This is a genomic window from Paenibacillus sp. AGC31, from assembly GCF_057334655.1.
In genome coordinates this window covers 1-18,804 of record NZ_JBHFJH010000046.1, presented here as the reverse complement: position 1 = coordinate 18,804, position 18,804 = coordinate 1, and the positions used below count along the sequence as shown (strand labels likewise).

At 48.0% G+C, this 18,804-nt stretch carries 15 protein-coding genes; 14 read left to right on the top strand and 1 reads right to left on the bottom strand.

Translation table 11 applies throughout. The features are described 5' to 3' along the window. Positions 1-13: 13 nt before the first annotated feature. The 7 genes from ACE04G_RS27265 to ACE04G_RS27235 all read left to right on the top strand — a co-directional run bounded on the left by ACE04G_RS27265 (position 14) and on the right by ACE04G_RS27235 (position 10,403). Entirely contained in the window at positions 14-1,336 is a 1,323-nt protein-coding gene (locus ACE04G_RS27265; RefSeq protein WP_091029542.1) for a 5'-deoxyadenosine deaminase, read from the top strand. Positions 1,337-1,378: 42 nt separating this feature from the next. After that, positions 1,379-2,659, top strand: a complete 1,281-nt coding sequence (locus ACE04G_RS27260; protein WP_486095209.1) for an XdhC family protein — start codon at positions 1,379-1,381, stop codon at positions 2,657-2,659. Continuing rightward, positions 2,625-3,272: a nucleotidyltransferase family protein gene (locus ACE04G_RS27255; RefSeq protein WP_221821550.1), complete on the top strand. Its 648-nt coding sequence runs from the start codon at positions 2,625-2,627 to the stop codon at positions 3,270-3,272. The genes ACE04G_RS27260 and ACE04G_RS27255 overlap by 35 nt, the downstream gene beginning before the upstream one ends. Before the next feature lie 290 nt (positions 3,273-3,562). After that, a complete protein-coding gene (locus ACE04G_RS27250; RefSeq protein ID WP_449005453.1) occupies positions 3,563-4,477 on the top strand; it encodes an FAD binding domain-containing protein in 915 nt (304 codons plus the stop codon). Between the two features lie 33 nt (positions 4,478-4,510). After that, complete coding sequence (locus ACE04G_RS27245; RefSeq protein WP_449005452.1) at positions 4,511-6,943, top strand: molybdopterin cofactor-binding domain-containing protein; 2,433 nt, start codon at positions 4,511-4,513, stop codon at positions 6,941-6,943. Beyond that, positions 6,940-7,458: a (2Fe-2S)-binding protein gene (locus ACE04G_RS27240; RefSeq protein WP_221821545.1), complete on the top strand. Its 519-nt coding sequence runs from the start codon at positions 6,940-6,942 to the stop codon at positions 7,456-7,458. The genes ACE04G_RS27245 and ACE04G_RS27240 overlap by 4 nt, the downstream gene beginning before the upstream one ends. A 365-nt stretch (positions 7,459-7,823) precedes the next feature. Beyond that, entirely contained in the window at positions 7,824-10,403 is a 2,580-nt protein-coding gene (locus ACE04G_RS27235; RefSeq protein WP_449005451.1) for a glycosyl hydrolase, read from the top strand. Positions 10,404-10,509: 106 nt separating this feature from the next. On the opposite strand, the gene ACE04G_RS27230 is transcribed toward ACE04G_RS27235, so the two are convergent. Further along, positions 10,510-11,130: a YczE/YyaS/YitT family protein gene (locus ACE04G_RS27230; protein ID WP_221821543.1), complete on the bottom strand. Its 621-nt coding sequence runs from the start codon at positions 11,128-11,130 to the stop codon at positions 10,510-10,512. Between the two features lie 122 nt (positions 11,131-11,252). On the opposite strand from ACE04G_RS27230, the gene paiA reads away from it, so the two are divergent. The 7 genes from paiA to ACE04G_RS27195 all read left to right on the top strand — a co-directional run bounded on the left by paiA (position 11,253) and on the right by ACE04G_RS27195 (position 18,784). Further along, positions 11,253-11,771, top strand: a complete 519-nt coding sequence (paiA, locus tag ACE04G_RS27225) for a spermidine/spermine N(1)-acetyltransferase (RefSeq protein WP_221821542.1) — start codon at positions 11,253-11,255, stop codon at positions 11,769-11,771. 691 nt (positions 11,772-12,462) lie between these two features. After that, positions 12,463-13,545 carry a class II fructose-bisphosphatase gene (gene glpX, locus ACE04G_RS27220; protein ID WP_076217229.1) on the top strand — a complete coding sequence of 361 codons (1,083 nt, stop codon included), beginning with the start codon at positions 12,463-12,465 and terminating at the stop codon, positions 13,543-13,545. Between the two features lie 509 nt (positions 13,546-14,054). Further along, the gene (locus ACE04G_RS27215; protein WP_449005450.1) at positions 14,055-15,104 is read left to right on the top strand and encodes a LacI family DNA-binding transcriptional regulator; all 1,050 of its coding nucleotides are present in this window, start codon (positions 14,055-14,057) and stop codon (positions 15,102-15,104) included. Positions 15,105-15,158: 54 nt separating this feature from the next. Further along, the gene (locus ACE04G_RS27210) at positions 15,159-16,331 is read left to right on the top strand and encodes a Gfo/Idh/MocA family protein (RefSeq protein ID WP_169479161.1); all 1,173 of its coding nucleotides are present in this window, start codon (positions 15,159-15,161) and stop codon (positions 16,329-16,331) included. A 70-nt stretch (positions 16,332-16,401) separates the two neighbouring features. After that, positions 16,402-17,127, top strand: coding sequence for a ThuA domain-containing protein (locus tag ACE04G_RS27205; RefSeq protein ID WP_449005449.1), 726 nt, complete (start codon positions 16,402-16,404; stop codon positions 17,125-17,127). 89 nt (positions 17,128-17,216) lie between these two features. Then, complete coding sequence (locus ACE04G_RS27200) at positions 17,217-18,323, top strand: Gfo/Idh/MocA family protein (protein ID WP_047843312.1); 1,107 nt, start codon at positions 17,217-17,219, stop codon at positions 18,321-18,323. A 140-nt stretch (positions 18,324-18,463) separates the two neighbouring features. Continuing rightward, positions 18,464-18,784, top strand: a complete 321-nt coding sequence (locus ACE04G_RS27195; protein WP_373865008.1) for a transposase — start codon at positions 18,464-18,466, stop codon at positions 18,782-18,784. Positions 18,785-18,804 lie beyond the last annotated feature (20 nt).

Sequence of the window (18,804 nt, the reverse complement as noted above, 5' to 3'; positions counted from 1 at the left end):
AGGGGAGATTGGCATGGGAACGATCCTGCTGAAAGGTGCACAGCTTGTGACGATGAATGCAGAAGAGGAAGTGTTCATCGGAGATCTGTTGATCGAGGATAACAAAATCAAGGAGATTGCAGCTCACATAGACGTGCAAGCTGACCAGGTCATTGATGCTCGTGGCAAAGTGCTGTTGCCAGGTTTCATCCAGACGCATATTCATCTGTGTCAGACCTTGTTCCGTGGACGTGCGGATGATCTGGAACTGATGGATTGGCTCCGTCAACGCATCTGGCCGCTGGAAGCAGCGCATGATGAGGAGTCCGTCTATTATTCGGCAATGCTTGGACTTGGCGAATTAATCTCCAGCGGAACGACGACCATTCTGGATATGGAGACGGTACATCACACGGACTCGGCGTTTCAGGCGATGGCACAGAGCGGCATCCGGGTCATCTCCGGCAAGGTGATGATGGATCATGGAGACGAAGTTCCGGAACCCCTGCGTGAGGATACAGCGACTTCGCTGCAACAGAGTGTGGATCTGCTGGAGAAATGGAACGGGTTTGGCGGAGGACGCATTCAATATGCTTTCTGTCCACGTTTCGTTGTATCGTGTACCGAGGAATTGTTGATAGAAGTGCGCGACCTGTCCAATAAATATCATGTCAAAGTCCACACCCATGCCTCCGAGAATCGCGGAGAGATTGAACTGGTCGAACACGAACGCGGAATGCGTAACATCGTATACCTCGATCATATCGGTCTGGCGACCCCCAGATTGGTGCTGGCACACTGTGTATGGCTGAGTGAAGAAGAGAAAGAGATCATCCGCAAGCGCGGAGTCAAAGTCACCCACTGCCCTGGATCGAATATGAAACTTTCCTCCGGGGTAGCCGATATTCCGGATCTGCTGAATCGTCAGATCGCCGTTGGGATTGGGGCCGATGGTGCCGCATGCAACAACAATCTGGATATGTTTCAGGAGATGCGCCTCACAGCCCTGATGCAGAAGATTCCTCATGGTCCAACGGTGATGGATGCCCGGACCGTATTGCGTATGGCTACCATGGGCGGTGCAGAGGTGCTTGGCTTGTCGAAGGAAATTGGCAGTCTTGAAGTGGGCAAAAAGGCAGATATGCTGCTGCTGGATCTGGATGATTTCCACACGTACCCTTCCTATGAGACGGATGTCTATTCCCGCGTAGTGTACTCCGCAACACGTAGCTGTGTGGATACCGTTATTATTGACGGAAGTATAGTGCTCAAGAATCGTAAGATTCAGACGATTGATCGTGGCATTGTGCTGCGTGAGTCGGATAAAAGCATTGCGAGATTGATGAAGCGTATCTGATCGAAGGAAGTTTATGCAATTCCAGAAAGGATGGAGACCGATATGGAAATGCATGATCTGTGTGCAATTGCAGCCCGTGAAACGCGCTGTGTGCTCGCAACGGCGATCAAGGTAGAGGGTCATGCTTACCGTAAGCAGGGAGTCTCTATGCTGTTGACCGAGGATGGCAAAATGATTGGCAGTATCAGTCCGGGATGTCTGGAGAGTGATCTTCAGGCCCGGGTGAGCCGTGTGCTGGATACAAACCAGATGGAATTCGCGGAGTATGACATGCGTCCCGAAGATGATCTGTCCTGGGGGGAGACGATTGGCTGCGGCGGACTCGTTGTTGTGTTGCTTGAACCTGTGTGTGGTGAACTCCGATATACGTTGCAGAAGATGCAAGAGTGTTTGCAATCCGGGGCTGCAACAGCGTTAACCCGAACGTTCCAAGATGATTACACAAGGGTTCAATATGGATGGACACGGATTGAACCAACGGGTACCCGGCGCCAGCCAGTCTTGCGTCCTTCGCTCGTCCCTCCTCATGATCGCGTGACGAACAATAATCCAGCTTCATTGCAGATTGATGAACAGTACAGTAGTGGTAATATCAAGCATGAACATACGACATCAAAACAATATTCTCCCGACATACCTCGCCTTACGCTTGTGCCTGAAATGGTAACTGCTACGTCAAACGAATCTCATTCTTCCCATCTATCCGGTGATTCACAACATATCTCTGATACTGATGCTGAAATACCGACAAATGACGGGGGTTCAACGAATCCCTGGGACCTTCCGCAACAACTCACGTCGCTGTACACGCCTAAGCCTCGCCTGATTATCGTCGGAGCCGGGAATGATGTTATTCCTGTTGCCAGCCTCGCCGGGTCTGCAGGATTCCGTGTTGTAGTAGCCGATTGGCGAGAGTCCTTATGCACCTCGGAAAGGTTCCCTGAAGCTGAACTGGTAATGGGATTCCCGCGTGAGATCATGCCTCTGTTAGACGTGAACAAAGGGGATTATTTGATTTTGATGAGTCACAATTTCCCCCGCGAACGTGAACTGTTAGAGATGTTAGTGGACTGTGAGTACGCGTATCTTGGCATCATGGGTTCCAAAACACGAACTGCCCGTCTGCTGGATGGCTTACCGCCGTTGAAATATGTGCATTCTCCCGTTGGATTGAGCATCGGAGCAGATGGGCCCGAACAGATCGCCATCAGCATTGCAGCGGAATTGATCGCATGTAAACAGAAGGTCTCTTCCTTGAGTTCTGAGGTTCAGAAGGGGAGCGTTGCACATGCGAATGACGGGCATAGTTCTGGCAGCAGGTAAGAGTCGTCGTCTTGGTCGGGATAAACTCGCGGTTGTCATGCCAGACGGGAGGTCCCTGGCTGGCTGGTCCCTGGAAGCTGCGCTGAATTCCGAGTTGGATCAAGTGATCTGTGTGGTCAAACCGGAAGATTCATTGGCATGGCTACCTGTAAAATGGTTTGATTCTGCCGCGTATGCCTATCATCCTACAGCAAGACTTCGAATTGTGGTCTGTGCTGACTATGCCTGCGGCATGGCCAATTCTCTTCATTCTGGCGTGTTGTCGGCCATGGAGTACAAACCGGAGGGCATTCTCATGTTACTGGGCGATCAGCCTTTATTACAAGCACAGGATATCAATCGGGTGACCAGAGCACTGGCTACCCACAAGTTATGTGACTATGTCGCAGCTACCGATGGTGAGGGAGGCAAGCCGCCTGTTGCTTTTCGCTCCCATATGTTCGGGCCTCTGTTGTCTCTACATGGAGATGAAGGGGCACGCAAGATTATGCGCAGCGCTAATTATTCAGGTGTACATGTACCACTGTCTGAGACTAGTTTCTGGGATGCGGATACAGAACCGGAATTGGAACGCATTCTGAGTCATGTATATGAATCGCAGCAGACAGACTAAATAACAGGAGAAGATTATTAACTATGTATAATTTAATAACATGATCAGGTCAGCCAGGCAGTCTGGTTGGCCTGTTTGTCTTCTTTTCACGTATGGTGAAAGAGAGTTTGTGTTAGCTTTCGATAGATCATCATGCATCAAGCACAAATAGAACGCAGGTTTTATACTTTTATCCAAAACGATGTAAAGGTAATTGACGTTGCTGCTGAACTCTCATATGATTTGAAGAATTATCTGGATCAGACGGTTGAATTTCCTGCCCAAGGAAGAGAGAGAAAGGGGGTGCAGCGATGGTAACACCGGCATACGGTTCTGGAGCCATGCCATCGGTATGGCAGCCTGAGAATCTGCAAGAACTGCAAACGTTGAGAAGTAGACTCAAGGGTATATGTTGTTTCACGGCAGGTGGAACATTGCTAAGAACCCAGTGGGAGGGCGGCTTGGTTCCAGCGCCTGAACACATGATTAGCCTGGCTCGTATTCCTGAAATGAGCGGTGTATCTACTCGTGGAGACGAGATGATCATTGGAGCCATGACCCGATTAAAAGAATGTGCTGCACAAGTGTTGCTGCATCAACTGCCGATCCTGCAAGAAGCGGTGAATGCAATTGCTGCTCCTTCCATTCGAAATATGGCAACCATTGGCGGGAATATTGTATCCGGAGTAGGAGATACGTTGCCTGCTTTGCTTGTATATGATGCGGAGCTGCACTGGTTGACTGACAACGGAATAGAGATTCGCAGTGTGTCTTCCTGGCTTCAGGATGGACGGAATGGCAGCCGTAATCCAGGGGACGTATTAATCTCGATTCATATTCCGATGAGACCGTCCTCTATGCTTGATGTGGAAGGTGAGTACAGACCTGCTGCACGAGCAGTTTCCTTTTATCGCAAGCTGGGTCGACGGGAGACGTTCAGTGCATCGCTGGTGACGGTTGCGTTATACGGTGAGATTGATTCGGATAACCGCTGGACCAAGATTGCGATTGCGGCTGGCGGGGGCTCAGGCATGGCGATGCGACTTCTGGAGTCAGAACAACAGCTTCTTGGTAACGAAGTTTCTGTCATGCAAGCCGCGGCTCTTTCAGCTGCTGTGGCTGATGAGTTTACAACGTATGATGATGCATTTGCAACAGAACAATATCGCAAACAGACCGCAGGCAATATGCTTGGTGCTGGGCTATGGGAGGCACTTCACGAATAGAAGACTTCGATCACACAAAGGGGGAGAGGGATCATGCTGCTGAACCGGAAACAGAGCGGGAAACGTTGGCACCTGCGGCCAGATGGGGCGCCCAAAGTAACAGGCCAGCTTCAATATCTGACGGATATGACGCTACCTGACATGATTCATGGCAGAGTATTGCGAAGTGAATATCCTCATGCTCGCATTCTGTCTATAGATTCTTCGGAAGCTGAGGCGTTGGAAGGTGTCTATGCGGTTCTGACCTCCAAAGATGTGCCTGGTCTGAATCGTTTTGGCATTGCGACCCCGGACCAGCCTGTGTTCTGTGAGGATATTGTGCGTTATGTCGGTGACGCCATTGCAGCGGTTGCTGCGGATTCTCCGGAACGTGCGGCGTTTGCACTGGACGCGATCCGGGTAGTGTATGAAGAACTCACGCCGCTGGATAGTACAGATGCTGCATTGGCTCCCGGTGCACCAGAGCTGCATGAGCATGGTCCAGGTAATGTGCTGCATCGCACGGAGATCAAACGTGGAGACGCCGAGCAAGCTTTTGCCACGTGTGATCATATCGTGACAGAGACGTATTATACGCCTCGTCAGATGCATGCGTACATGGAGACAGAAGGTGGCCTGTTTGTCCCGGTTGAAGAGGGGCGGCTGAATGTGTACGCGGCAACGCAACATGGCTATAAAGACCGGATGCAGCTTGCGCGCATTATTGGCTGTCCTGAAGAAGATATCCGGGTGGTGTCTTCACCGATTGGTGGTTCATTTGGCGGAAAAGATGAACTAAACGTACAGCCTTATGGTGCATTGCTGGCCTTGAGATGCGGTCGTCCTGTGAAAATGCATAATTCACGCAAAGAATCCGTCCGTGCGGGGCTGAAGCGGCATCCGATGAAAATTGAAATGCAGACGGGCATGAGTCGAGAAGGCATCATACAGGCGCACCGTGTCCGCATTACAGCAGATACGGGAGCCTACGCCACACTTGGCGCACCGGTGCTGAACTTCTGTACCGAGCATTGCCTTGGACCCTATGCCATTCCAAATGTGGATGTGGAAGGTGTGTCTGTCTATACGAATAACGGGCTGTCAGGTGAGTTTCGCGGATTTGGCGGGAATCAGGCGATTTTTGCCATGGAAGGCCAGATGGATCGGCTTGCAGCAATCATGAACATGGGCCCTTGGGAGTTCCGCAGACGTAATATGAGGGAAAAAAATGATCCCGGACCACTGAATCAACGCATTCTGGTTACGGATGGACTGTCCCAAGTATGGGAGGCATTGGATCGCTCTGAACTGTGGCAAAAACATCAGAGTCCCCCGGCAGATCCTGCTTTGCCGCCGTGGATCAAACGCGGAGTCGGAGCAGCCATCGCCATGCATGGTGCAGGGCTGGGTTATGGCATTCCAGATCCTGCGGGAGGCCGCCTGTCCCTGAACAACGAAGGTAAGATTGAGGTGGCGTTCAGCTACGAGGAATTTGGTCAGGGGCTTATTGCAACGCTGGAAATTATGTTATGTGATCTGTTTCAATGCAGTACATCGGATCTCAGTATCATCATCGGAGATACGGATCGTGTGCCACACAGCGGATCAAGCACAGCTTCACGTTCAACAACGATGGCATGGATGGCTCTTCAACGCTTGCAGACTCCATTTCGTTCCCGTGTTCTCACTGTCGCGTCTGAAATGTCGGGCATTCCGGCGGAGCAACTGGTGACAGGACCTGGCGGTGTATGGCGTAAAGACCAGCTTCCTGGTGAAACTCCTGAAGTGGAAACAGCTGGGCAAGGGGCAGGAACGAGCGAGAAGGAGGAAATGCAGGCGCTGAAGGGAGTAGATCAAGATTCTGAAGCTGGGTTCGATTCTGCAGCAAAAGAAGGAGTTCGCTCATGTGCTGTGGTTTCGTATGCGGAGCTTGTCATGCAGGGCGAGCCCGATGAATGGATTTTCGATACAAAGTTCGATTACCCAACTACGCCGGACAATGTGGTAGGCGGGCATTATCTGTATACGTATGCGGCGGTTGCGGCAGAGGTGGAAGTAAATACTTTGACCGGAGAAACCAAGCTTCTTGATACGCGCCATGTTGTTGCGGCAGGCCCGGTTATCAACCCTATGGGCTATATCGGACAGATTGAAGGCGGCAGTGTCATGGCGCTTGGATTCACGTTAACCGAGGATGCGGTCATGCAGGACAGCCGTTATGTAACCACCAACCTCGACACGTATCTGATCCCAACCATTCAGGATATTCATACCAATCTGGAGGTTGAGGCAATTGAAGACTTGCCAGAAGGTGATGCGTTTGGGCCTAGGGGGATCGGAGAGATTGGCTCCGTTGCGCTTGCGCCAGCCATAACAGCTGCAATTCATCAGGCAACAGGCGTATGGGTTAACCGTCTGCCTGTACCGAGGGAACAACTGGTCAGACCTTTAAATGTACCTTTGCAGGAAGGAGTGAGTCCATCATGAGTAAGCCAATTGATAATCACTGGACAGCCGTGGTGAATGGCGAGCAGAAACATCTGGAGATTGCACAAACGACCCGACTTGTCGATGTGCTTCGGACTCATTTGCAGCTAACGGGTACCAAAGTATCCTGCGAAGTTGGTCGCTGCGGCGCATGTATGGTTCTGATGAATGGAGAGCCTGTGAATTCCTGTCTTGTCATGGCTTATCAATGTGAAGGCAGTGACATTATGACGATTGAAGGTCTGCACGGCGAGGAGAAAGGCACTCTGCATCCAATTCAACAGGCATTTGTAGAGGAAGGTGGTTTTCAGTGCGGCTATTGTACTCCGGGCATGGTGATCTCAACCAAGGCATTACTGGATGCACATCCTGAGCCTTCTCAAGAACAGATTGAAACGGGATTGTGCGGGAATCTGTGTCGTTGTACCGGTTACGGTGGCATTATTCGGGCGGTACGCAAGGCAGGGGAACGCTGTGTGATAAAGGAAACATCTCCCGAGGAATCCGTTAGTTGAGTCGGAACGCAGGACGTAGACATAAAAAAAGATGAATTGAAGAAACGCACTTTGAAAAAGCATCCGATCCAGGAATGCTTTTTTTGTTTTTGTAGGTTTTCTGCCAAGTACATTCATCAAACGGGAGACGAAGTTTAGGCCCGAAACTGGTTAGATAATGAACCGTTTTCGAATTGTCTTCAATATTGGTGGAACGATGGACAAATGGCGTTCAAAGTACTGGTACAAAAGAATTTCAAACATTCTTATTCACCATATATTTACAAATATTGGTGTGCGTGCTATGTTTAAAATGAAAGCGCCATCATGAATGGGTTCATTGACATTTCATTATCATATTTCACTTGGGAAGGAAGATGGAATTGATGAAAAATTTGCTCAAAAAGGCAACCGCAATGATGCTGGCATTGGCCCTACTGCTTGGATTAATGACAGCGCCCGTTCATGCAGACACACCATTGTTCACCATCGAAAGCGAAGATGCGCAGCTCACCCCGGATCTTCAAGTGGTTACTTCAATCTATGGGCAACCCAAGCCCGGATTCTCAGGGGCCGGATTTGTCTGGATGCAGAACTCTGGCACATTAACCTTCACAGTGACTGTCCCGGAAACCGGCATGTACGCAATCTCCACACGATATATGCAGGAGCTTAGTGCAGATGGCAGGTCACAAAATTTAATCGTGAATGGTGTTACGAAAGGGGCGTATATGCTGCCTTACACGACAACATGGTCAGACTTCGATTTTGGCTTTCACAAGTTGAATCAGGGTGCCAACACGATTGAGCTGAAGGCTGGCTGGGGCTTCGCGTATTTTGATACTTTTACAGTGGATCATGCGGATTTGGACCCTTTGAATGTACAACCAGTTCTCACTGATCCTGAAGCTACACCGGAAACTCAAATTTTGATGAATTATTTAACGGAGGTATACGGAAACAACATTATTTCTGGTCAGCAAGAGATCTATGGAGGAGGGAATGACGGAGATACAGAGCTTGAATTCGAGTGGATTCATGATCTGACCGGAAAGTATCCTGCAATCCGTGGCTTTGATCTGATGAACTATAATCCGTTGTATGGTTGGGAGGACGGTACAACCGATCGTATGATTGATTGGGTGAATAACCGTGAAGGTATTGCAACAGCTTCCTGGCATATCAATGTACCTCGTAATTTCAATACGTATGAGCTTGGGGACTTTGTGGATTGGAAAGAGGCGACCTACAAGCCAACAGAAACGAATTTTAATACAGCAAATGCGGTAATTCCCGGTACCAAAGAGTATCAATACGTGATGATGACCATCGAGGATCTGGCAGAACAACTGCTAATTTTGCAGGACAACAACGTGCCAGTGCTTTTCCGTCCGTATCATGAAGCAGAAGGCAACGGCGGGCTGAACGGGGAAGGGGCATGGTTCTGGTGGGCTTCGGCAGGTGCAGAAGTGTACAAAGAGCTATGGGATCTGCTATATACTGAATTGACCGAGACGTATGGTTTGCATAATCTGATCTGGACCTACAACAGCTACGTATACAGCACTTCTCCTGCCTGGTATCCGGGAGATGATCAGGTAGATCTGGTGGGATACGACAAATACAATACGATCTACAACCGTTATGACGGTTTGTCTGGCGTGCCGAATGAGGATGCAATTACCTCGATTTTCTATAAGCTTGTTGAGTTGACGAATGGTACGAAAATGGTAGCCATGACGGAGAACGATACGATCCCAAGTGTGAAAAATCTGACAGAGGAGAAATCAGGATGGCTGTACTTCTGCCCTTGGTATGGCGAGCATCTGATGAGTTCTGCTTTTAATTACCCGGCAACATTGAAAACGCTTTATCAAAGTGATTATGTCATTACGTTGGATGAGCTGCCAAATCTAAAGGTTAACAATCCCAACCCCAGTGCATCCATTACACCTGGAAACGTTGAATTTGACAAATACACACCCAATCAAAGCGATAAAACCGTAACTGTGAATGCAAACGGTCATACGCTGACTGCTCTCCGGGCAGGCAACAATGCGTTGACCGCAACGACAGACTATATTTTGAACGGAAGCACATTGCTGCTGAAAAAAGCTTATCTGGCGACACTGCCAGTTGGTGAGCATTCGATTGTTTTGGATTTTAATCAAGGTCAGGACCCTGTGTTAAAAGTCAAAATTGTGGATTCAACACCGGGTACAAATGCTGTGATTTCTCCTGTGAATGCAACATTTGATAAAGCGACGACTCCGTCACAGGATATTAACGTATCTCTCACCCTAAATGGCCGTCAGCTTACAAGCATCACGAAGGGGAATGCTACGATTATATCAGGTCAGAATTATACAGCGTCCAGCTCTGCTGTTGTTCTGAACCATTCCTACCTTGCGACGCTTCCCCTGGGCCAGAACGTATTGACCTTTCACTTCAATGGAGGAAATGACGCTGTGCTAACGGTGAACGTCGTAGATAGCACGGTTACTGTGCCAGCGGGGGATTTGACGATTCAATCTTTTAACGGCAATACAAGTGCATCCACCAACGGCGTCTCACCCAAGTTCAAATTGATCAACTCAGGCAATTCGGCTATTCCGTTGAGTGATGTAAAACTCCGGTATTACTATACCATTGACGGGGAGGAAGCTCAGAGTTTCTGGTCCGACTGGGCCAGTATGGGCAGTGCGAATGTAACGAGCAATTTCGTTAAACTGGCGACTCCAGTTGCCGGAGCGGATCATTATCTTGAAGTGGGCTTTACAAGTGCAGCGGGATCACTGAATGCAGGCCAGAGCGCAGAGGTTCAAGCACGTTTTTCCAAGAACAATTGGACGAATTACACACAGACTAACGATTACTCGTTCAAGGCATCCGGTAGTCAGTTCGCAAACCATGATAAGGTTACCGGTTATGTGAACGGCCAGCTGGTATGGGGAATTGAGCCGTAAAAGGTAGAAAGAACGTTTAGTGAGCTGGATCAGGGTTGAAACCTCTGATCCAGCTTTTTATTTTGTAGGCGGTGTACACTCATTAGATCGAATGTTCTTTCTCATGCTAAGTGCTCGACGATGTATCCATGTCTCTTAATATGTGATCTATTATCTTTTTCGTATGGCCCATGATGAACTGAAGAAGTAGACCCGCAAAACATACGGTTAACAACGTTCCAAGCCCGATCGGTCCACTGAGCAGAAACGCCAGAATCAAAAATACAAGGTAAATGAATGTTCTTGATATAAATAAAGGAGTTCGAGTGAGTTCATGCAGGATTAATGTTAAGCGGTCAATCGGAATGGGTGCGAAGTTAGTCTGCAAATAGATTGCTGTACCGATACTGATGATCACTAAACCAATGACAAAAGTCATCAATTTGGTGTACCAAACTTCGGGCGTAATCAAGAAATCAGATACATAAAGCCAGATATCAATCCCCACGCCAGTAATGAATGCGGTGACGAGCCCCAAAAACTCGGGTTTTTGCTGCTTCAACAGCGAATTACATCCGATTAACAGGAAAGCAAGGATGACTTCCCAGCTCCCTACACTTAGGCCTACATGTTGTGACAACCCTACCAGCAGTGCGTCAAACGGTGAAGTACCCAGTTCGGATTGAATGGTAAGGGAAATACCAAGCGTTAAGATTAGAATACCTGCGACAAAAAGAACATATTTCAATTCATTCAACCTCTTCTTTTATAATATGTTGCAAATACAACAAAATTGAGTTAAATTCAATGTAATACTTTTTTATTGCATTTGCAACAAATGATTAACTTGATAAAGGAATGTGATTATAGATGAAGATTCGTATAGGGATATGTACCATCGAACAGGTGTGTGAACTGCAGGAGATTAGTTATGAGACGTTTAATGAAACGTTTAAAGCGCAGAATTCGCCTGAAAATATGAATGCTTATCTGAACAAGGCGTTTAATCGGGAACAATTAGAGAGTGAGCTATCCATGGCGGATTCACAATTTCTTTTTATTTATGTCGACAATCAAGTTGCTGGTTATATGAAGGTGAATATCAATGATGCTCAATCTGAGAAGATGGGGGAGGAATCCCTTGAGATCGAGCGGGTATACATCAAGAAAGAGTTCCAAAAACATGGGCTGGGTAAGGTACTGCTCCTTAAAGCCATAGAGATGGCAACAGAGCATCACAAAACGAATATTTGGTTAGGCGTGTGGGAGAAAAATGAAAATGCCATCGCATTTTATGAGAAGATGGGGTTTGTACAGACAGGAGCCCATGCTTTTTACATGGGAGATGAGGAACAGATTGATTTGATAATGACCAAAAAGATATTGTAACTGGATCATCGAGGGAAAAGCTTGGGAGAAAAATGCTATTGAGCAGAATTCTTTCGGGCTTTTTTATGTTTTGCCAGAACTGTTGAATCATAAAATGAAGAAATCGATGAATTTTAATACATAATAAATATTATGTAAACTTATTATTTTCGATGACCTTCATAAGCTGCATCTATGGCTTTAGCAAAAGTTAAAGGCCTGATTAATACATAATTAGTAGTAATATTTTGCTCAATAATCGTGAAAGTAATAGGCTGATCTCAAGGATCATCAATACAATGTATTAGTTTATTTCTACGTTTGGACAGTCAGCCGAAAATCGTTTTCGTTCGTAGTCTGTTAGATAGCGTTACGTTCTTAATAATCAGTACATAAGTTGTATATACCTCATGTTAAAAGAACTTTTTACGCACGAAACGGACGTGTTAATCCACCATGTTGAATTATTTTGTTTTTGAGCGGAAAATGGAAAATAAAATTAATATTTCAAGTGAGAAATCAGGAGGATTGAACTCTTAAAACCAGCCGAAAAAAGGAGCGAATTCGATCCATATATTAATTGGATAAATAAGGTATATATCGTTAAAAAGGCGCTACTACGCCGACTATAGATCAATTTCATATGGATTTGCGATGGATTTAGTACCGCTTTCACGTTATGCTTTTGGAAATTGGAAAGGAAGTGGGAAAAATGGAACGCGAACTGGCGTTGGAAATTGTCAGAGTAACAGAATTGGCTGCGTTAGCCTCAGCACCCTGGATGGGACGAGGCGACAAGAACAGTGCAGATGAAGCGGCTACTTTGGCCATGCGCGCCATGTTCGATTCCGTGTCCATTCGCGGCACGGTGGTAATCGGTGAAGGAGAAATGGATGAAGCACCCATGTTGTACATCGGCGAGGAAGTGGGCAACGCTGAGGGGCCTGAGGTTGACGTGGCTGTAGACCCGCTCGAAGGTACAGAAATCGTGGCCAAAGGACTAAACAACGCTCTATCGGTTATTGCAGTGGCGGGAAAAGGTAACCTGCTCCACGCACCGGACATGTATATGGAGAAATTGGCGGTAGGGCCTGCGCTTGTAGGCAAGGTCAGCATTGAAGACCCGGTTGAAGTTACACTGGAGAAAGCCGCTGCCGCATTAAACAAAAACATCTCGGACCTCACTGTGATGATTCTGGATCGTGTACGACATGAGAGCACCATCAAGACGCTACGCAAGGTTGGCGTGAGAATTAAGTTCCTCAGTGACGGTGATGTTGCGGGTGCAATGGCACCTGCATTCCCGGAGGCGGGCATTGATCTGTATGTCGGATCTGGAGGAGCGCCAGAAGGTGTGCTGGCTGCCGCAGCGCTATCTTGCCTTGGGGGTGAGATTCAAGGTCGTCTGATGCCTGCCAACGCAGACGAATTCCAGCGCTGCTTGCAGATGGGAATTGATAATCCTTACAAAGTGTTAACGATGCAGGATATGATCGGCACGGAGGATGTTATTTTTGCCGCAACAGGTGTGACGCCAGGTGAGATCTTGGGAGGGGTACGGTATCTTGCGGATGATCGCGCCGAGACGGATTCGATTGTTATGCGTGCCAAAACCAAAACAATTCGGTTTATTCGTTCCCAACACTTCCTGCCGAACAAAGAAGTACTGCACAAAGTAAGACAGCTCCAATCCACGCCAGAACCCTCGGATCGCATTCCGAGTCATGCGAAAACAAAGGAGCAGGCTGAGTTCAGCCAATCCTCCGTTGATCTTGGCGTTACAACGACGTTGTGAGCTGTACTCCATATAATTGAACAAATAAAAGCAACTGTAATCGTTCTAGTGTTTTTGATAAGTAACTTGAACCCCTAAGATTACAGGTGCTCGAATTCAATGAAAATACCATCTCTGGCAAGATAATAATGAGGGCTTGGATTAACCCAAACCCTCATTATTTTTTTGTGTTAAAAGCATTGACAACGGTTACATGGCATGAGAAAATGTACGCGCGTACATAAATATCGATTTTTAACCATTTTATGATTTAATGATGAGCTATATATGTTGAACTAATCATTTGCACGATAACGGAGAGGACAGAAAAAACCTGAAAAAGCAAAGCGTTCGCCTAAAAGCTTTCTGAAAGAAAGCTGCATCGGAAGCATACGCTATCCCCGGATTTTCCCCTTTAGAAAAAAGGAATCGAAAAATCTGGGGATAACAGCGATTGGAAGGTTGTTCTGTCATCGTAGTGTCAGTGCAAATAGTCTTTAGTTCAACTTATATAGAAGGGGGTGGAATTCATGGCATCTCGTAAAGAAGTGGCTGATTTTGCGGGTGTTTCCGAGGCGACGGTCTCCCGGGTGCTGAATGGGGTAGGTCCTATTAAAGAAGAGACACGCCGCAAGGTTCTTGAAGCTTCCGAACAGTTAGGCTATGTGCCCAGCGCTCTTGCTCGCAGTTTTGCCAGAAGTAAAAGCGGGAATCTTGGCGTGGTATTACCTTATGTTCCGAAGGCGCATCTGTTCTCGGCGTATTTTTTCTCGGAAATGCTGAGTGGGATTGGGAGCAAAGCCAGAGACAATGGCATGGACCTGTTGGTTATGTTCCGAACACCCGGTGAAGTGATGAATTATACAGATCTGTTCCGGCGTCAGAAAGTGGATGCCTGCATTATCCTTGGTGCCAGAGATGATCCTGAAGAACTGGCTGCCATGCAGCAGCTTCACCGGGAAGGACACCCATTTTGTGTCATGAATCAGCATTTTGAGGGGCAATCGTTCACGGAAGTGGATGCGGATCATGTGGAAGGAAGCAGGATTGCCATACGTCATCTTACGGATCAGGGGTATCGCAAAATCGCTTTTCTCAATGGTCCGGACAGCTATTCCAACAGCCAGGAGCGAATGGAAGGTGTCTGTCTTGGCCTGCAAGAAGCAGGTATGGAGCTGGACCCGAGTCTATTGCTTGAGGGGAATTATAGTAGACGAAGCGGCACTGAGGCGGCAGCGATTGTAGCAGATCGCCTACATGAGATTGATGCTGTATTTGCGGCCAATGACCGGATGGCAATTGGGGTCATGCATGGTTTGCGTGAGCGGGGAATAGGGCCTGCGGATTTTCCGGCATTTGTGGGTTATGACGACTCCGATGCCGCCGAGATGGCGGTTCCGCCGCTGAGCAGCGTCAGGGTTCCATTTTTTGAGATGGGTGAACTTGCAGTATCGAAGCTTATGCATGGGTCTGTGGGTGATACACATGAAGCGAATAACTCTGTTGTAGCGGTACCCAAATCTGTGAGAGCGTTGTTGCCTACCGAACTGATTATCCGTGCTTCTTCTATCCGTCAATAGTTTATTGGTACACATATTGAAAGACTTTTTATTATTCCAAAGGAGGAAATGATCATGTCAAATCGTCTTCGTGTCGGAATGGTTGGATACAAGTTTATGGGGAAGGCCCACAGTAATGCCTATCGCAGTCTGCCGATGTTTTTCCCGTCTGCTCCGTTGCAACCTGAGATGTCTGTGATCTGTGGACGTAACGAGCAGGGAGTTCAAGAGGCGGCGAGCCAGTTCGGTTGGTCCGAAAGTGTAACGGATTGGCGCGAACTGGTGAAGCGGGATGATATCGATCTGATTGATATTAACGCGCCAAGTGATGCCCATAAGGAAATAGCTTTGGAAGCGGCTCGTCAGGGCAAGCATCTGTTCTGTGAGAAACCACTGGCCCTGTCGCTCGCAGATTCGCGTGAGATGCTTCAAGCAGCAGAGGATGCTGGCGTCGCCCATATGGTGGGGTTCAACTATCGTTTCTCACCAGCAGTACAGTTAGCCAAAGATCTGGTGGAGAGCGGACGACTGGGTAAGATCTATCATTTCCGTGCGTTTTTCCTTCAGGACTGGATTATGGACCCTTCGTTCCCATTGGTATGGCGTTTGCAAAAAGAAGTGGCTGGTTCTGGTTCCCATGGGGATCTGGGTGCGCACTTAATCGATCTGGCGCGTTTCCTCGTTGGTGAGTTTCAGGAAGTCATCGGCATGAGCGAAACCTTTATCAAAGAACGACCCCTTGCATCTGAGATGACCGGACTAAGTGCCAAGGGCAGTTCCAATGCAGATGCACCGATGGGAGAAGTAACTGTTGATGATGCCACACTATTCCTGGCACGATTTGCAGGAGGTGCACTGGGCAGCTTCGAGGCTACACGCTTTGCAGCGGGGCATCGTAGTACGAACTCGTTTGAGATTAACGGCAGTCTCGGTAGCGTACGATTTGATTTTGAGCGTATGAATGAACTGGAAGTGTATTTCACAAAGGATGAAGAGGACGTACAGGGATTCCGCCGTGTACTGGCGACTGATCCGGCACACAAATATTCCGAAGCCTGGTGGCCTGCCGGACATACGATTGGATTCGAGCACACGTTCACACATGAAATGCTGGAGCTGGTGACAGCGATCTCTGAAGGACGACAACCATCACCGAGTTTCCACGACGGGGTCGCCTGTCAGGCTGTACTGGAAGCGGTAGAACGTTCGGTAACAGAACGGCGTTGGGTGACGCTTGAAGAGATGTGAGCAAGCAAGGCAGTGACGTCAGGAATAGGGTTGAACACAACTAAACTAGGCGAAAGCGAGTGAATAAACGATGAGTAAAGCACTGATTGTATGGGGCGGCTGGGATGGACATGAACCGGAGCAGGTAGCAGCGATTTTTGAACGTATTTTGAAGGAAGAACAGTTTGAGGTTGAAGTCTCGAATACGTTGGAGTCTTATGCGGAAGCAGAGAAGCTTCTGGGTCTGGATTTGATCGTGCCTTTGTGGACAATGGGACAGATTGAGCAGGAGCTGGTCAATAACGTATCAGCGGCTGTTCAGAGCGGTGTGGGCTTGGCTGGTATTCATGGTGGCATGTGTGATGCCTTCCGAAATAACGTGGACTGGCAGTTTATGACGGGTGGACAATGGGTTGCTCATCCAGGCAATGATGGTGTGGAGTATATGGTAAACATGAAGCGTGGTTCCAGCCCGTTATTGGATCATATTGAAGATTTTCAGGTGAAAAGTGAACAGTACTACCTGCACGTAGACCCGGCAGTGGAAGTGCTGGCAACCACTCGTTTCCCAGTGGTGGCTGGTCCGCATGCGGCGAATGGTCCTGTAGATATGCCTGTTGTCTGGACGAAACGCTGGGGCGCAGGACGGGTATTCTACAACTCACTGGGACACCATGCAGACATTGTAGACATGAAACCCGTGACTGAAATGATGCGCAGTGGATTCAAATGGACAGCAGCAGGCAAAGAGCTTGCCAAGAGTCGAGTAAGTGCATCAACAGAAGTGTACACAGGTATGGCGGACAACCAGAACTAATGAGATTGTTTGCAAACGTAACTTCAGTGTTAACCATTCATCCTCAATGGATAAACCATTTCTGATCCACGGCGAAGGGAGCCCCAGGTATGAAAACAATGAAAGTAGGCATTATTGGCTGCGGTAAAATCAGCGGTATTTATATGGAAAACTGTCACCGGTTTGAGGTGCTGGAACTTGTTGCTGTTGCGGATCTCGACCGGAAACGTGCCGAGGAGCAGGCAGCAGCCTATAACGTGCCTAACGTATACAGCGTCGACGAAATTTTGGCTGATCCCGAGATTGAGTTGATCATCAACCTGACGATTCCTTCCGTTCATGCGGATGTATGCTTGCGGGCGCTTGAATCTGGCAAACATGTTTATGTAGAAAAACCGCTCGCTGTTACCCGTGAAGAAGGGCAGGCCGTGCTCGAAACAGCGAAGCGTAAGGGACTGCTCGTGGGTTGTGCACCAGAAACGTTCTTTGGTTCAGGCATCCAGACTTCACTTCAATTGGTGGAAGAAGGGGTTATCGGCAAGCCGGTGGCGGCGACCGCATTTATGATGAGCCGTGGTCATGAGCACTGGCACCCCGATCCGGAGTTTTATTACGCATCAGGCGGTGGGCCAATGTTTGACATGGGTCCCTACTATCTTACTGCATTGGTCCAACTGATGGGCCCGATCAAGTCGATCGCAGGTATGACAGGTAAAGCCATGGAAGAACGGACGATTACGAGTGAGAAAAAGAGGGGCCAGACGGTTCCCGTCGAAATTCCTACTCATGTTACCGGTCTGTTACAGTTTGAACAGGGGGCCATTGGCACACTGATTACAAGTTTTGACGTATTTGGCGGAAGTGCATTGCCACCGATTGAGATATATGGCACGCACGGTACACTGCAGGTACCTGACCCCAACACCTTTGGTGGTCCGGTTCGTTACCGCTTGCTGGGTGAACATGAATGGACCGAAGTTCCGCTTCTCCCAGGATATCAGGAAAATACACGCGGCATTGGTGTAGCAGATATGGCCTATGCAGCCCATAGTGGACGTGCACACCGGGCGAGCGGGGAACTGGCCTACCATGTCCTTGAAGCCATGTGGGCATTCCACGATTCATCAGATGAGCAGACGTTCTACCAGATGAAAAGCTCGTGCCAGCGACCAGCTGCATTGCCAGTGGATCTGCCATTGTATACATTGGATAAATAAGATAGCCATTATTCTTTATGTCATGATAAAAAGCCCCTTTCCTTCAAACAAGGAAATGGTATTATCCCCTTTAAGTAGACACTTGAAAAAGCCTTCATGTTATCATGAGGGTTCAAGTGACACTTGGAGGGGATATTTTTATGGCAAAAAAAGGACAAACATTTCAGACGTATACCGAAGAATTTAAATTGAATGCGGTTAGATCCTATGTCGAAGGGTCTTCAAGTTATAAAGTGGTAGCTGAACGCGAAGGAATTCGAAACTGTTCACAACTGAAGGTGTGGGTGAAAAAGTGGAAAAACGGGGAAGCGTTCGATGAGCGAAAAAACAATGTTCCGAATCCAATGAAAGGACGTCCCCGTACTGCCTTTAGCAGTGTAGAAGAAGAACGTGACTACCTTCAAGCACAGGTGGATTATTTAAAAAAGCGGTATCCAAATCTAGTAAAGGAGAAGCGCTGAGCCAACGGGAGAACTACGAT

Bases quoted from the DNA above. Each gene is read 5' to 3' on its own strand.
- ACE04G_RS27255 (WP_221821550.1), top strand. From the start codon at position 2,625: ATGCGAATGACGGGCATAGTTCTGGCAGCAGGTAAGAGTCGTCGTCTT.
- ACE04G_RS27260 (WP_486095209.1), top strand. From the start codon at position 1,379: ATGGAAATGCATGATCTGTGTGCAATTGCAGCCCGTGAAACGCGCTGT.
- ACE04G_RS27215 (WP_449005450.1), top strand. From the start codon at position 14,055: ATGGCATCTCGTAAAGAAGTGGCTGATTTTGCGGGTGTTTCCGAGGCG.
- ACE04G_RS27235 (WP_449005451.1), top strand. From the start codon at position 7,824: ATGAAAAATTTGCTCAAAAAGGCAACCGCAATGATGCTGGCATTGGCC.
- ACE04G_RS27245 (WP_449005452.1), top strand. From the start codon at position 4,511: ATGCTGCTGAACCGGAAACAGAGCGGGAAACGTTGGCACCTGCGGCCA.
- ACE04G_RS27240 (WP_221821545.1), top strand. From the start codon at position 6,940: ATGAGTAAGCCAATTGATAATCACTGGACAGCCGTGGTGAATGGCGAG.
- ACE04G_RS27200 (WP_047843312.1), top strand. From the start codon at position 17,217: ATGAAAACAATGAAAGTAGGCATTATTGGCTGCGGTAAAATCAGCGGT.
- glpX (WP_076217229.1), top strand. From the start codon at position 12,463: ATGGAACGCGAACTGGCGTTGGAAATTGTCAGAGTAACAGAATTGGCT.
- ACE04G_RS27195 (WP_373865008.1), top strand. From the start codon at position 18,464: ATGGCAAAAAAAGGACAAACATTTCAGACGTATACCGAAGAATTTAAA.
- ACE04G_RS27205 (WP_449005449.1), top strand. From the start codon at position 16,402: ATGAGTAAAGCACTGATTGTATGGGGCGGCTGGGATGGACATGAACCG.
- ACE04G_RS27250 (WP_449005453.1), top strand. From the start codon at position 3,563: ATGGTAACACCGGCATACGGTTCTGGAGCCATGCCATCGGTATGGCAG.
- ACE04G_RS27210 (WP_169479161.1), top strand. From the start codon at position 15,159: ATGTCAAATCGTCTTCGTGTCGGAATGGTTGGATACAAGTTTATGGGG.
- paiA (WP_221821542.1), top strand. From the start codon at position 11,253: ATGAAGATTCGTATAGGGATATGTACCATCGAACAGGTGTGTGAACTG.
- ACE04G_RS27265 (WP_091029542.1), top strand. From the start codon at position 14: ATGGGAACGATCCTGCTGAAAGGTGCACAGCTTGTGACGATGAATGCA.